Annotated in this window: 14 protein-coding genes; 2 read left to right on the forward strand and 12 right to left on the reverse strand. The window is 43.9% G+C overall.

From position 1 onward, the window contains the following. Window positions 1-94: 94 nt before the first annotated feature. The 12 genes from AC1DPK_RS04095 to AC1DPK_RS04150 all read right to left on the reverse strand — a co-directional run bounded on the left by AC1DPK_RS04095 (window position 95) and on the right by AC1DPK_RS04150 (window position 13,614). The gene (locus tag AC1DPK_RS04095; protein ID WP_477509413.1) at window positions 95-1,867 is read right to left on the reverse strand and encodes a sensor histidine kinase; all 1,773 of its coding nucleotides are present in this window, start codon (window positions 1,865-1,867) and stop codon (window positions 95-97) included. 2 nt (window positions 1,868-1,869) lie between these two features. Further along, entirely contained in the window at window positions 1,870-3,462 is a 1,593-nt protein-coding gene (locus tag AC1DPK_RS04100) for a response regulator transcription factor (protein WP_477509414.1), read from the reverse strand. A 226-nt stretch (window positions 3,463-3,688) separates the two neighbouring features. Continuing rightward, window positions 3,689-4,258: a histidine phosphatase family protein gene (locus AC1DPK_RS04105; protein WP_477509415.1), complete on the reverse strand. Its 570-nt coding sequence runs from the start codon at window positions 4,256-4,258 to the stop codon at window positions 3,689-3,691. A gap of 39 nt (window positions 4,259-4,297) precedes the next feature. After that, window positions 4,298-5,254, reverse strand: a complete 957-nt coding sequence (locus tag AC1DPK_RS04110; protein WP_477509416.1) for a serine hydrolase domain-containing protein — start codon at window positions 5,252-5,254, stop codon at window positions 4,298-4,300. Further along, window positions 5,251-7,653 (reverse strand): ATP-binding cassette domain-containing protein, encoded by a 2,403-nt coding sequence (locus tag AC1DPK_RS04115; protein WP_477509417.1) that lies wholly within the window; start codon window positions 7,651-7,653, stop codon window positions 5,251-5,253. The genes AC1DPK_RS04110 and AC1DPK_RS04115 overlap by 4 nt, the downstream gene beginning before the upstream one ends. Window positions 7,654-7,773: 120 nt before the next feature. Then, entirely contained in the window at window positions 7,774-8,793 is a 1,020-nt protein-coding gene (locus AC1DPK_RS04120; RefSeq protein WP_477509418.1) for a DUF4871 domain-containing protein, read from the reverse strand. Further along, window positions 8,790-9,344: a sigma-70 family RNA polymerase sigma factor gene (locus AC1DPK_RS04125; RefSeq protein WP_339207584.1), complete on the reverse strand. Its 555-nt coding sequence runs from the start codon at window positions 9,342-9,344 to the stop codon at window positions 8,790-8,792. The genes AC1DPK_RS04120 and AC1DPK_RS04125 overlap by 4 nt, the downstream gene beginning before the upstream one ends. Window positions 9,345-9,360: 16 nt before the next feature. After that, complete coding sequence (locus tag AC1DPK_RS04130; protein WP_477509419.1) at window positions 9,361-9,942, reverse strand: hypothetical protein; 582 nt, start codon at window positions 9,940-9,942, stop codon at window positions 9,361-9,363. 11 nt (window positions 9,943-9,953) lie between these two features. Next, entirely contained in the window at window positions 9,954-10,262 is a 309-nt protein-coding gene (locus tag AC1DPK_RS04135; RefSeq protein WP_477509420.1) for a hypothetical protein, read from the reverse strand. A 209-nt stretch (window positions 10,263-10,471) separates the two neighbouring features. Continuing rightward, window positions 10,472-11,203: a UMP kinase gene (pyrH, locus tag AC1DPK_RS04140; RefSeq protein WP_339207582.1), complete on the reverse strand. Its 732-nt coding sequence runs from the start codon at window positions 11,201-11,203 to the stop codon at window positions 10,472-10,474. A gap of 205 nt (window positions 11,204-11,408) precedes the next feature. Further along, the gene (locus AC1DPK_RS04145) at window positions 11,409-12,482 is read right to left on the reverse strand and encodes a Gfo/Idh/MocA family protein (protein ID WP_477509421.1); all 1,074 of its coding nucleotides are present in this window, start codon (window positions 12,480-12,482) and stop codon (window positions 11,409-11,411) included. A gap of 4 nt (window positions 12,483-12,486) precedes the next feature. After that, a complete protein-coding gene (locus AC1DPK_RS04150) occupies window positions 12,487-13,614 on the reverse strand; it encodes a Gfo/Idh/MocA family protein (RefSeq protein ID WP_339207580.1) in 1,128 nt (375 codons plus the stop codon). Between the two features lie 176 nt (window positions 13,615-13,790). Here AC1DPK_RS04150 and AC1DPK_RS04155 point away from each other — a divergent pair, with 176 nt between their 5' ends. Then, window positions 13,791-14,645 carry a helix-turn-helix transcriptional regulator gene (locus AC1DPK_RS04155; RefSeq protein WP_477509422.1) on the forward strand — a complete coding sequence of 285 codons (855 nt, stop codon included), beginning with the start codon at window positions 13,791-13,793 and terminating at the stop codon, window positions 14,643-14,645. A 99-nt stretch (window positions 14,646-14,744) separates the two neighbouring features. Next, on the forward strand, window positions 14,745-15,197 hold the full coding sequence (locus AC1DPK_RS04160; protein ID WP_477509423.1) for a MarR family winged helix-turn-helix transcriptional regulator: 453 nt from the start codon (window positions 14,745-14,747) through the stop codon (window positions 15,195-15,197).

Here is a 15,197-nt window from a genome sequence, read left to right on the forward strand (position 1 = left end):
CTCATTGGCTCATAGCTGCAGTCTATGATGGTTTTATTGTAATCGATAGATAACGCTTTCAAAACCCGAGTATTATTGGAATGGTGGACTATTATTAGGTATCAAGTGGCAGTCTTATCAGAATGCTGGTACCTGATCCTGGCACAGACCGAATCTCGATGCCGTATTCATCACCGTATGCCATCTGTAAACGGGAGATCGTATTTTTAATGCCGACCGAAGAAGATTGTTTGTACAAAATCACCTTGATCATCTCTTCGCTTATTCCTCGTCCATTATCCTTAATCTCAAAAAAACGTTTTCCCTCCTCTGCCCAGCCGCGAATGAGGATAACGCCTCCCTCTTCCATCTGATTAAATCCGTGCAAAATAGCATTCTCAACAAACGGCTGAAACAGCAACCTAGGCAGCTTATGATCATAAAGGATCGGATCAATTTCATAATTAACCGTAAACTTGCCTTCGAACCGTGCAGACATAATATAAAAGTAGTTTTTCATCCATTCGATTTCCTCTGACAGATGAACGGCGCCCCATTCCTTCCGAGAAGTATAATGCAGCATATTGGACAAACAGACGAGCATCTTGCTTAGCTCCTTCTGATTATTTTCAATCGCTGTCCAATTCATAATATTGAGCGTGTTATACAGAAAATGAGGATTCATCTGCATATTGAGCGCGTGAATTTCTGCTTCCTTTTCCTTTAGCTTAATCTCATAGTTTTCTTTGACGAGCAGGTGAATCCGATCATTCATCCGGTTAAATCGCTGCATTAAGATGCCGAATTCGTCATTCGTGCTGACTTCCACGCGGGTTTGAAAATCGCCTTCGCCAACGGATCTCATCGCTCCGAGCAGCTTCTTAATCGGACCTGTGATTCGGCTTAATATAAAATAGGCAAATAAAAATGCGATTCCGCTCAATATAGCAGCTAACACAATCGTTGAGGTTCGAATAACAGGCACAAGGTTGCTTACCAATGCAGACTCCGGCGTTATTACGATCGACAACCATCCGGTTACGGTTGAGCGGTCAAAGCATATGATCATATTCTCGCCGTTCAGCTTCATTCGCTGAGTACCGCTTCCCGTCATGCGGAATGAATCCACCCAATTCTCGTTGAAGCTTTTTGTCACTTGTGACACATCACTGCCGGCAACTACCATGTCGTTCGAATCTAATACCATATAGCGGGAACCGACTGGTATGCTCTTCTCAAACAAGGCATCCAGTACAGTCGATTTGAAGCTTATCGTAAGCACTGGACGCTCCACATTCGGATTCAGCTTAATTAATGTACTGTCTTCCATATGTGAGAAATTGAGCAAACGCGTGGCTGAATATAAATAGCGATAATCGATCATGCTCTTGGAAAGATAAGACTGATCAAACATCTCCGTAAAATCATAGGTAGGATACCAAATCATTTTTCCACCCGCATGCACAGCTTGCTTGTAAATATTTGAAAGTGTAGGATCTCCTTGCGGCATGTTTTGCGAATTGCCGAAGGTGAAGTAAGAAGTCCAAAGCTGATAGGCGTAAACATCGTCGTTTTGTGAAAAATATTTGCTGAGAATAGTAGATACGCGTCGATCAGCTGCCAGCAGCTCCTCAGCCTTTGCTGGATTCAGCTGACTGAAAATTTGAAATAGATCCTTGTCTACGAACAAGGCCAAACTGCTCTGATCGACAACTTTGAGCTTCGTATCGATGACTTCATTATTTTTTTTGACGATCTCATAAACATTTTTTTGTGCTTGCTCTGTCACAACCTTGAGGCTTGTACGATAAAATAAAGTGCTTAACACAAGGAACGGCAAAGCAATTAGAATGATATAGCTGATGAACAACCGTGATCGAAATGTCATATTCATATCTCGTCTCTATTCGTTGTAAGGGATTTATGCTTATAAGCTTCCGGCGATAGACCATTCTGCTTCTTGAACACTCGGCAAAAATACTTCGTATCGCGATAGCCGCATTGCGCAGCTATATCATAAATTTTCAAATGGCCATCTCTGAGCAATTGTTTTGCCCGTCGCATCCGAGCCTCGGTAATATGGTCAGAAAAAGACTTTCCGGTACAGCTTTTAATCAATGTGCTGAAATAAGACGGATTAAAGGCAAACTGTTCAGCTGCCATCTCTAGTGTCAAATCCTCCATATAATTCTCTTGTATCCAGCTCAAGCACTGTTCCATAATAATCTCGTTTTTCCCTTGCTTCATGTTCCGTAACGCTTGGTGCAGATCATGAATTTGAGACTCCAAGAGCGTCAGCAGCTCACCATAACTATCGCATGCAGGTATTTCCGTTACGACCGTATTCGTGAGTACGCTTCCAAAGTTTCTTTCGACAACATCTCTTGTTCGGCTTTTAAGCTTCATAAGTGTGAGTGAGGCACACTCTTTAATAAGCTGCGGTTCCGTGTGGCCCTCGCCTGCCAGTTCTTGAAAGGCAGATCGGCACAGCAGGATGGCAGCCATTGGATCATTATCCTGCAACGCTTCAAAAAGCCGCTCCCCATCTAAGTGAAAGGACTTGCTGGAGTGGTTCAGCTCATCATGAAATAGGACCCCCTGCCAGCAATCATGGAAATTATAATCACAGGCAGTTTGAGCCGTTCGGTAAGAATGCGGCAGCTGCTCTACTAATGATAAACAGCTCGTCCCCATGCCATGAACAAGCCGGCCATACGGCAGCCACTCCTTGTTTAGTTCGCTAAATGCCAATCGAATCTCATCGCGTCTAAGGAATGGGCTCGGCGTACGCACAATAGTAATTGCTTGGAATGCATCTTCACGAAGCGTATTGATGGAGAAGGTACTGGCTTGACCGTAGCAGGACCCCAAATGCTCCAGCTGTTGCAGCAACGCAGGCGTATAGATGCTCTTATCCTCCTCAAGCCGAATGGTGAGTTCAGAAAAGATAACTGTACCGCTTCCTTGCACAATATCGAGTGCTTCAAGCTCCACTTGCTCCGCTGCTGATAGATTGCCGCTTAACCATGACAAAAGCAGATTGCTCTGGTAGGCAGAGGAGGTTAGCTTAAGCCGATGCTGCAGTTTTTCGGAAGCTTCACTCTGCATGGACTCCGCCGCTAGTTGTGCATCAAGCCGCCCCAAAATATCCTCCACTTTATCTATATCAATCGGCTTCAACAAGTAGTCATAAGCGCCATGGCGCAGAGCAGTTTGCGCATATTCAAATAAATTATAAGCCGATACCATAACTACCTTCGGTCGATGTTCCTTATCCTCAAGCCATTTCAATAAAGTCAATCCATCCATATTAGGCATCTGGATATCCGTCAGTACAATTTGCGGTTGATCCTGTTGAATGATAGCGATAGCAGCTGCCCCATCCTTCGCTACTAATATTTCAGCTTTTGGCCGCATCGCACTAACTAATTTAGCCATTCCTCTGAGATGCCTTGGCTCATCGTCTACAATTAGTATTTTCAATCCGCTCACGCTCCATCTTCATGCGGTCGCTTTCACTCATTTACTGTTGAATTTCCGCATTAGTTGTTAATTTAATAGCGAGTATAACACTAAATATCTGGTCTGTTGCAAAAAAATATTACATGATCCTATATATGTAATGAACGCACATTTTGAATTGATAGCATACAAAAAGGCCATCCTTTGCAGGATGACCACTGGTTTCAATGGATTCTCGTCGCCTTACTTAAGTCCATATCCTTTCCACATGCTCAAGCTTATTCAGATTAAATGTTAATTTATAAATGTCCGGCTTCGAGGTCGTATTCCAAAAATCAAATCCAAACTTATTATCATAATGGTTCATAATGATCGTCATAATATTGCCATGGGTACCCAAAACAATGTTTTTACCTCGGTGCTCCTCCAGTATTCTCTCTATGACGGGTATCGCTCTTTGTTGTGCGCTTCGAGTCGTTTCGCCGCCCTCCAAAGCAAAATCCATATCGATAAAAGATTTCCTTATCGCTTCATACAGAACGTCCCAAGTAGCCTTATAATCCAAACCCTTTATCGCTCTTTCCACCAGTTCTTCATACTCTACAATCGTCATCGCTTTCCGCTTTGCTAAATGCTCAATCGTCTGCACCGCTCTCGTGTAAGAGCTGGATGCCATAAAATGAATATCGACATCGCCCAGCACCTCTGCAACACGTTTTGCTTCTGAGAAACCCTCCTCCGAAAGCCCGCGTGTTCGTTCTTGTCCAAATTCAAAAGGCGATTCTGCGTGTCTAACCATATAAATGACCGTATTCATAGGTTTATCCTCCGTTAACGTTCAGATCATAAGCAGCTTTTATTTAATCGCTTGGCTAAGAAACAAGTCATGAATATCCGGATACGATTTGCTCGATGGTGTGGGGGTCGCTTGTATGACGGATACAAATTGGTGCTCAGGAATGACATTCACCTCTTGCCCACCAAATCCGCGACATCCATATCCAGCTTGAGACAGCCACCACAAAAAACCATAGGACGGATAGGATGGGGTTATCGCTTGCTTCACAAACGCTGGAGAAACAATCTGTTTGCCATTAATACTGCCATCTCCTAAAAATAGCAAACCTACCTTAGCCATATCTCTAGCAGACAAATCCGATTGTTCTTCACCCTTCATTACCGTATAGGAGAAGCCGCATGGACTGCTCGGCCAAATTCCACTGGCGATATCGAGCGGTTTATACATTTCATGATAAATGAGGTCGTAGGATGTGCTTCCATAGGCTTTGCCTATGACCGCTGATAACAACATGACATCCCATTCCTTATACTGAAAATTCATGCCAGGAACACTGTGCATGTCAATATCAGCGATATGCGATAGCCAGTCATTCGTACGCATCATTTGCTGCAGCATCGGACAATGGTAATGAACTCCGCCATTCCAGTAAATGCCTGATGACATCGTTAGCAAATGCCGAATCGTAATCAGCTTATGATAATGATGACTATGACCAGCAAAGGCGGGCAAATAATTGCCTATCGGTTCATCTAGATTATTAATCAAGCCTTTGTCCAAACAGATGCCTACAGCGATGGCTAAAATACTCTTCCATACTGATTTAATAGAATGCCTCGTATTTTCATTACACTTATTGAAGTAACGTTCATAAACCAGTTTCCCGTTTTTCACAATGATCACGCTGTTTATGAGTCTATATCGCTTTTGCTTCACATAATCATCTATCTGCTCTAGAAGTTTAGCATCCATTCCCTCCGCCTCGGGAGTGGACAACTGCCATTCAAAGCTCATTTCAACACCTGCTTTATATATTTCCCGATGATGGAATGACGGTTCGACATTAGTTCAAGCGGCATGCCCTCTGCGATAATAGCTCCCCCATCACTTCCGCCACCAGGTCCCATTTCGATAATATAATCACAATTGGCAAGCACAGCTGGATCATGCTCGGTAATGATAATCGTATTGCCAGCATCTGCGAGCTGCTGCAGCAATGTCATCAGCCGCTCCGTATCTGAGAAAGAAAGGCCTGTCGTCGGTTCATCCAAAATATATACATTATMCTTCCCGCTTTGCCTGCACAGCTCCTTGGCGAGCTTAATCCGCTGCGCTTCACCGCCTGAAATAGATGGCGTCTTTTGGCCGAGCGTAATATAACTCATCCCTACACTTTCTAGCGTACTGAGCGTGGCCGATATCATTTTGTCATAAGCCATAGATTGTTCATTTCCAAAAAAAATGCTGGCCTCCGCGACACTCATCATCATAATTTCCTTTATGTTCTTTCCCTCAAGCCTTACACTTAGAGCCTCTTCAACAAATCCTGTTGCCCCRCACATATCGCACTCTACCTCTATGAAGTTGCCGAAGCCAACATAATGGTTTTTAAAACCTTCGCCCTTGCAGCCTCTACAGCCTCCTTCAGAATTAACGGTAAACAGACTGGCTGTATATCCTTTTTCCACCGCATCAGGTGTTTTGCTGAACAAAGTTCTGATTCGATCAAATATACCTGTATAGGTTGCTGGACAAGAGGTTTTGCTCCTTCCAATGGGCTTCTGGTCCACCACTATACATTTTTTAATCTGCTCGAATCCAAGTAACGTCACCTCGTCTTGCAGCACAAGCTCTGTATCATCGTTGTCATATATGAACTTGCTTTGGAGTGATTGCTTAAGCTTTGGTACTAGTGTGTGCTGGATTAGGCTGGATTTGCCGCTGCCTGATACTCCCGCTATTCCTACCATCAGTCCAAGAGGTATCGTCACGGAGACATCCCGAAGATTATGTAGGCTCGCATGCTCCAGCCTAAGTACTTTGCTTGGATCGGCTAACTTATATTGTGTTTTGACATGCAAGGTTTTGGTGCCATTCAGATAGGGGGCTGTTCGCGATCGTTCACAAGCCATAAAATCAAGGTAGCTGCCTTGGAAAATAAGCTCTCCGCCTTGAACTCCCGCTTCGGGTCCAAGATCGACAATGTAATCGGCAGCTTGCATAAATTTATGATCATGCTCTACGGCAACGACTGTGTTTCCTCGCTCCACTAAGCCTTGAATGATGCTTATCAGCATCTCCTTCTCTACTTCATGCAATCCGATTGTAGGCTCGTCGAATATAAAAATAATAGAATCCATATCCGCAATAATAAAAGACGCCAGAAACAGACGCTGAATTTCACCGCCTGAGAGCGTAGGAACTGGACGCGATAAAGAAAGATGATGAAGCCCTACATCGACCATACACTGAAGTTTCATGACCATTTCATCCAGCAAATTTTTGCTTGATACATTGGCGTGCTGCTTTTGCAAAAACGCAAGCAATTCGTTGATATACATATCCTCGAGCTCTTTAATCGTTTTCTCACCAATTGTGGTATGAATCGCCTGAAGGCCAAGACCTGTGCCTTTACATTTGGGGCATGGGATGGAATCCGCATTAATCCCCCATAAATTCACTTCTTTGTCTTTGCTCCCATGTCTCTTCACTTTGCTGGCCATATGTTTCATCATATCTGTAAAAACAACAACGGCGCCTACAAATCCACTCTTGCGGCAGCCATACTTGAAGGAATGAAAAACATCATCCGGCAAAACACCGATTTTGTCATTTATATCAATCTTGTATATTTCACAAAACTTTTTGAAGTTTCCTCTATGAAAACGATGCTTGACCAAAAAACCATCAAACACGTTTTTGATTTGTGTTTCCGGATTAAGAATCGCTTCTTCTTGAATCATCTGATGGCTTCCCGTACCAAGACACTTCACACACATTCCCTTAGGTGAGTTCCTCTGAAACAACTCCATGGAGAGCGGCAGCCCGTCATTGTAGGCAGGATCACGTTTGCCATACGTTGCAAACAAAATGGCAAGTAAATTTCCGATTTTTGTCCGCGTGCCTACTGTACTTCTAGGATTGGATTGCCGGACGATACGCTGCTCAATGGCTACCGCAGGGGACAAACCCGTTATTTTATCAAAAGAAGACACTGCATCAACCATATACTGCGTACCTGAGAACAATAGATAGCGCCGCTTTCCTTCTTCATATAACGTATCGAAAGCAAGACTCGATTTGCCGCTTCCCGATACGCCTGTTATGACTGTAAGCTTATTTTTCGGTATACGAACATTGATATCCTTGAGGTTATGCAGCCTTGCTCCTTCTATCTCTATGAACGCTTTCATGCATGCACTCCATTCTGGCATAGATCTCATACCCATAATTTACCGCACATACGTTCTTATGTAAATAGTTTACTAAAAAGGCTGCCTAATGGAAGCCTTCTCCTTTTAAAATAATGAATATCAGCTCGCCGATTCCACCTGAATAGTAATACTGCTAAATAACTTATCTTGAATGTATACGTTTAGCCGCCACATGCCGGCTTCGGGCAGTACCATCGATGATGGAATAACCGCGTCTGCCCCATTCAGCGGAGAGCCCACACTGCGCGCAGAGAAAACTTCAATCTCCTGCGTAGTGCCTTCTTTTACGCCCATAACGTTAAAGCTGCCCGTGAGTTCCTTCTTGCTCCCCCAGAAATACCACATGTACTTATTTCCTTTCCCCGCAACAATCGGCTGCTCGTCTAGGATCAATCCTTGCTCATTTTGATAAGGGCCTACAAGAAATCCAACCTTGTCTTTCTCGCCAGCAAGCACATAGTTGTGAGGCATTCCATCGTTGCCTGTATACGGCAATTTGAACGTAGATGTGCTTATCCATGGCGAAGGCTCCTGCACTGCCAAAATAAAGTCACCGTAAAATTGTTCATTCAGCTTGACCTCGAATGTCCATGTTCCGCCCAGCGGCAGGCTAAAGCTGGTTGTAAAACGTTCCAACGTCTCATACCCTGAGCTCGGCTCTGTAATGGTCACAGGGGACATAACGGTCAACCGTTTTCCCGATTGCGCATGATAACCTTCAATAGAAATGTTTTTGCCAAGAAAAACATCAATGGACTGCGTGAAATGGAGAACATAGCCTTGCATGACACTCGCTACCACATTCTCTTCAGGAAATACTTGAAATATCATTTCGCCGTTCTTCCTGTATTCCGTTCGAATTTCCTCTACCCTGCCGCTTCCATTTGTTCCGACGATTTGTGAAGGGCTTGTAAACAGCTTGCTCAAATCTGTGGCAAACAGTATATAGACAAGAACGGCTGCGATTGCACTAAGTGCTCCCAGACGAGCAATATAAGACTTTTTCTTCGGTTTATCATTGGCCCTATAAACAATTTTCTCCCTCAATTGCTCAGTGAAGCGAGGATTCACAAACGGGGAGCGGCTAAGCGCTTCTTCCCACTGTTTTGGCTCCTTCATATGATGTTTCCTCCTTTTGAATCACTTTGCAGTAAACTTGTCATTTTTTTGCGTGCGCGGTGCAGCCTCGATTTAACCGTCCCTTCCGCTATTTGCAGCAAACTTGCCATTTCTTGCATCGATAATTGATAATGAATTTCCAGTATGAGGACTTCTCGGTAGCGCAGCGGAAGCTTCATAACGGTGTTCCAAATATATTTGGTTTCCATAAGGTCAAAAACTTCCGCTTCCGCTGATCTGGATGTTTCCCTTCTTGTTACGAAATCCATCACAATGACCTTAGAAAAATAAGCACTTCTTTTGTATTTATACGTTTTGTTTCGTGTAATGGCAAGCAGCCAGCTCTTCATACTGGCTTCGCCTCGAAATGTATGCAGCTTCTCATATACTGTCAAAAAAACATCCTGACAAATGTCATCTGCCGCATCGGCATTCCGAATTAAAAAGAATGCAAAATTCCAAACGTCGTTGCCATGTGCATTCATCAAATCAATCAATACGGCATCCGTTTCAAATCCTTTTGCCAAATACTTCACATATTCGAGCTCCACCTCATCACCTCTCTAATTAAGAAGACCCTTCTGCGTTCCTAAAGTTCCCGAATAGGTGAGGAAAGGACATCCATTTGTGATAGTCAAAAGCCGGTCCCTTAATTTCGAGTAAGCAGAAGAAATATCGGTACAAATCACGCACCTGTAATAAATCAGGGAAAGGCAGCACTTCAGCATAACCTTTGCGGAAATGATGAGCTCCCGCTTCATCCAACGAACATTCAATCGCTATTAAATCCATTTCACGAGGACCAAGCACATACGCTTCTGTATCAACGATTGCGCTAACACGTTCTCCATTTGATAGAAACTGCCTCGGATCCATATCGAGCATGATGCATGAGGCATACTCCGGTACCGGCATATTTTCAGCTAATGAACAGTAGTAATTAAGAGATTCATGGATTGCCGCATTTTCCTTGTAATAACGTGCTGCCATCACCCTTAATGCATCTGCTAGCTTCTGAGGGAAATCCGCTAATGCATACCGAACTGAGCCATTTAGAGAACCCCATTCCTTACCTTTATCGGAATGGATCTCCGCAATCGATCGGCCAAAATCCTCCATCAGCATCGCGGGTTTATTTTGAAATGACAATGGAACTCCATTTATTTTTCAACCGAAATCACTTGTCTTCCATCGATCACGGCCTTGCCAAGTACACTGGGAATAGCGATATTGCTTGTCAATCGTGAGAGATATTGATTAATAATCTCCATATCAAACGTCTCGCTTAATTGTTTCCCGAACAAATTGCTGCATGCCCATACAAAAGGAACATCAACGGTCTCATCTACGCCGGATGACCGAACAACGTATTCCCCTGCTTCCGTGATGACTAGAAACACGTCACTAGCAAAGCCACCCAGAGTGGACTGTGACATAATAGGTTCAGAAAATAATGATTGTAGGTTCATGCTGTACCTCCCATCCAAGATAATCAAATTTTTACATATTATCATTCAAAAATATAGACTTATAATTACGGCTCTGTTATGATGTTGAATAAGGTCTATATAAAATTCCCGACTCCTAAAAACATCAAAGGACTGCTTAAAAAGTACATTTCCCGGCTTTCATTAAACGGGAGTACCTTTATAAGCAGTCCTTTTTATTTCAACAGTTATTAGTAGGCAAGAACAGATTCACCGCTAATGATGGTTCCATTGTTTCCGCCTTCACAAATTTCTTTCATGGATCCGGGCTTGTCGAAGTTGAACACATGCATAGGCAAATGATAGTCTCTAGCCAATATAAAGGCTGACTGATCCATTACCTTCAAATTATATTGCAAAACATCATTGTAATGAAGAGATTTGAACCGCTTCGCATCGGCATCGTATTTAGGATCGGCATTAAAAATGCCATCTACGCCTTGTTTTGCAACCAAAAGCGCCTCGCTATTCACTTCAATGGCCCTTTGTACCGAAGGATAATCCGTTGTCACGTAGGGTTGACCGTTGCCTCCAGCAAATATGACGATATAACCTTGCTCCAAATGGTGGATTGCACGCAGTCTGATGTATGGCTCGGCGACCGAAGTAATCGGTATCGCTGTCATGACGCGAACTTCTTTGTCTGTTTTAGCTTTCAGCACCCCGCGAAGCATCAAACTATTAATGACGGTTGCAAGTGTTCCGATGTTATCTGCTTCCGCTCTTTCGATTCCCCAGCTTTCCGCCATATTGCCGCGAAATATATTCCCCCCGCCAATAACGAGCGACACCTCAACACCTAAACGGACCACGGATATAATTTCATTCGCAATGTAATTTAACCGTTCAGGCTCAAAACCGAATTCAGCATTTCCTGCTACTGCCCCGCCGCTAAGCTTAATAAGAACTCTCTTGTACCTCATTCGCCGTTACACCTCCTTAGGATAAAAAAAACACTAAAGCAATAGATGCTTTAGTGTAAAAGTGAAATGGGAATATGAAAAACACAATTGGATAACGCAACCTTGCACTTGATCCTCATATTCCCACTCCTTCCATTTATTAATTCTCACATATTTTATACTGAGTACGAGCAAAAAAGCAACTACCCATTAGCAGCAAACATTTCTACTCCACTTTTGTCGCATGCTTCTGAGCAAGAAGCGACAGCTCAGCTGCTTTGAAAGCATGCTCCTGCGTCATAGCAAGCTCAGTGCCGTTCAAGCAATCGAGAATGAGCTGGCCAAAATAAGGGAAGCCGACTTTGCCGCGAAGCTGGATATGCTGCTCGCCATCTGCATTTACCAAATAAAGCTGATCTCCGTCCTTATCTTTAGCGATATCAATGTACTTCCTCATCTCGATGTAGCCTTCAGTTCCGAGAATCATAGTACGACCGTCGCCCCATGTTCCAAGACCGCTTGGTGTTAGCCAATCGACACGGAAATAACCGGTTGCCCCATTCTCGCCAACAAGCGTCATATCTCCAAAATCCTCAAGCTCTGGATACTCCTTATTGGCATAGTTGGCCACCTTGCTGTTTACAACATTGGCATTCTGATTGCCTGTAAAATATAGAAATTGTTCAATTTGATGCGATCCGATATCACAAATGATGCCGCCATACTTTTCCTTCTCAAAAAACCATGACGGGCGAGAGGCAGCGTTCAAACGATGCGGCCCTAGTCCAATGACTTGAACAACACGTCCAATTGCACCTTGTTCGATCAATTGACCCGCATAAACCGCGCATTCCACATGCAATCTCTCGCTGTAATATACTGCGTATTTTTTTCCTGTATCTGCGTTTGCAGCGCGAGCGTCCGCGAGCTGTTCAAGCGTTGTAAATGGCGCTTTATCGGTAAAATAATGTTTGCCGCTCTGCATGACGCGAACGCCTAGCGGGCCGCGCTCCGATGTTACCGCTGCAGCTGCAACCAGCTGCACCTCATCATCGGAGAGCACCTGCTCTTCCGACTCAGCTGCCCGTACCTGCGGATATTGACGGATAAATGCTTCAACCTTAGCGGGGTCAGCGTCGTATACCCATTTTAAAGTGGCGCCCGCTTCCACAAGTCCGTTGCACATGCCATAAATATGACCGTGATCAAGACTAACAGCGGCGATTACGAATTGCCCATCCTCAACTACTCTATTCGGCTTTCCCTTTGGCGCATATTTCATGCCATCTGCATTACTCATCGATCTAGTCCTCCTTCTGATAGGCTGAGCTTGCGATTTTCTCTTGCAGATGCTTATAGAACAACTCCTCATCAATCGGCAAATCTACCCAGCCATCCGTCCATGTCGATAGCAGCATCGCATTCGAGAGCATAAGCCCTTTGATGCCTTCCTCACCTGGAGCAATCAATGGTTCATTGAACAGAATCGCATTCACCCAGTTTTGTGTAATGCCTTTATGATCGGGGTTGCTGCCATGAATCGGAATTTCACATTTCCAACATTCCGGCTGACCGAAGCCGCCTTTGAACTGCTTGTTGAATTCCGGCTCAGGAACTGTTAGACGCCAGAATGTTAATTGGTTATTTTCAATTACAATTTTACCGCGATCACCGCTCACTTCCAGTCTGTTCGTGCCTGGCGCTTCGCCAGTCGTCGTCACGAACACTCCAGTAGCTCCGTTCTCATACTCTACGAATGCGGTTACATCATCCTCAACCTCGATGTCACGATGCTTGCCGAAGTAGCAGAAAGCACGGACGCGCTTTGGCATCATACTGATCGTCCATTGCCACAAATCGAGCTGATGCGGATCTTGGTTTAGCAGCACTCCGCCGCCTTCACCAGCCCAAGTTGCACGCCAAGTACCGGAGTCATAATAGCTTTGAGAGCGATACCAATTGGTTATAATCCAATTGGTTCTTCTTATTTCACCTAGCTCGCCGTTATCTATCAATTCTTTCAGCTTCACGTATATCGGATTTGTCCGTTGGTTATACATCATGCTGAATTTCACATTTGTTTGGCTGGCTGCGTCATTCATCTCGCGAACCTGCTTCGTATAAACACCTGCCGGCTTCTCGCAAAGCACATGCAGACCACGCTTAAAGCAAGCAATAGAAAGCTCTGGGTGGGAGAAATGCGGCGTCGCAATAAGCACTCCGTCAACAAGTCCAGAGTCCATCATTTCATAAGGATCCTCATATAATCCGACTTGATCGCCAAGCTTTTCTTTTGCCCACGCAAGATTTGCTTGTACACAATCACTAACTGCGGTTATTTCAACTCCACTGACTTCACCTTTTAACAAGTAGCCAATATGACCCTTGCCCATATTTCCTAGTCCGATAATTCCCAAACGAACGATCTGCATCCGAATACCGCCCCTTTATTTACAATGTTATAATAGCAGCTGCTTTCACAATCGTTTTGCCTGCCTATATGGTAGCATTTTGGGATGCAGTGGGCTTCATTCGCATTAACTTGTTTACGCTTTTATTTGACTGTGGTTGGTGTATAATGATGGTATTTATGAGTGGAGGCGAAATGATGAGCAAGCAGCAACAAATCCAATTACCGTTCACAATGGGAACCAGCTCTGATTTTAATGCTCATATTCCCTATCATAGTCACTTTCATTACGAAATCTATTATTTCCATGGCGGCAAAGTAAACTATCTTATTAATGACCGCATCTATGTTCTGGAGCCTGGCGACTTGCTGCTTATGCACGGGATGACACTGCACCGGGCACATGTCGACCCAAGCGCAGTTTACCACCGGTCGATCCTACATTTTGATCCGTATTACTTCAAGCAATTTATTCAGCCTTCATTTGCAGCGGACCTGCTCGAACCATTCGAGAAGCTTCAAAATATACGTTTGCAGCTGAGGGGCAATGAGAAAGCAGAAATAGAAGCTAGTCTTCACAAGCTTGAACAGCTTTACGTCCTGCAGGACAGCTTCTCCATTCAGCGATTTCAAGCTTTAATGCTCGATTTTCTTATTCAGATCAATCAGCTTTGCCAGAAGCCGCTGAAGGATAAACCATCCTTTCCTACCTCCAAAGAACGCCATGTTCAATCGATCATCTCCTATTTGGAATGTCATTATAATGATGATATTACGCTAGAGGCGATTCAAGCAGAGCTGCACTTAAGCAAATACTATTTGGCTAAAACATTCAAAGAGGTTACTGGATTTACAATCTTCCAGTTTCTCATGCAGCGTAGAATCTATCAGGCCAAAATCGAACTTATCAACACCATTCACCCCATCACCGACATTGGTTATGATGTTGGTTTTAAGCATCCCTCTCATTTCAGCCGCGCTTTCAAGCTGCATACCGATCTTACACCCGAACAATATCGCAAGCAAAATCATGTCTCTTCCGATCAATTGTAAACCGCTTCATTCCAAATTTGTGGATTGAAGCTCTTGACCCATTTAGTTGTTAAGCGTATTATTGTCATAACAACTAAATGAAAATAGCAGGTGAAATCAATGGAAATTATACAATCAGTAGGCTATATGCTCAGCAATACAGGCCGTAAACTAAACCTTCGGCTGCATCAGCTTTTTCAAGATTATGACGTTACGCCTGAACAATGGTCGCTGCTTATGTATCTTGATGAGCACGATGGCATGACTCATAAAGATTTGGCGCAGCGCTCCGACAAGGATCCCGCCAACATTACACGGCTTGTTGACCAGCTTGAACGAAAAGCGCTTGTCCGACGTGTCGCCAATCCGAATGACCGCCGATCACAGCTGCTTTATTTAACCGCTAATGGCAGAACATGCTCTAATGAACTGGCACCTATCGAAGCAAAATTTGTTGCACAGCTGTTGACAGATATTTCGGAAGACGAAATTCAATCATTCAAAAAATTTATCGCCAAAATAACTAAAAACGCAGAACTGAACCACGAATCAAACACAAAGACGAGTGAATGA

This window comes from Paenibacillus sp. 01T424, assembly GCF_056398745.1.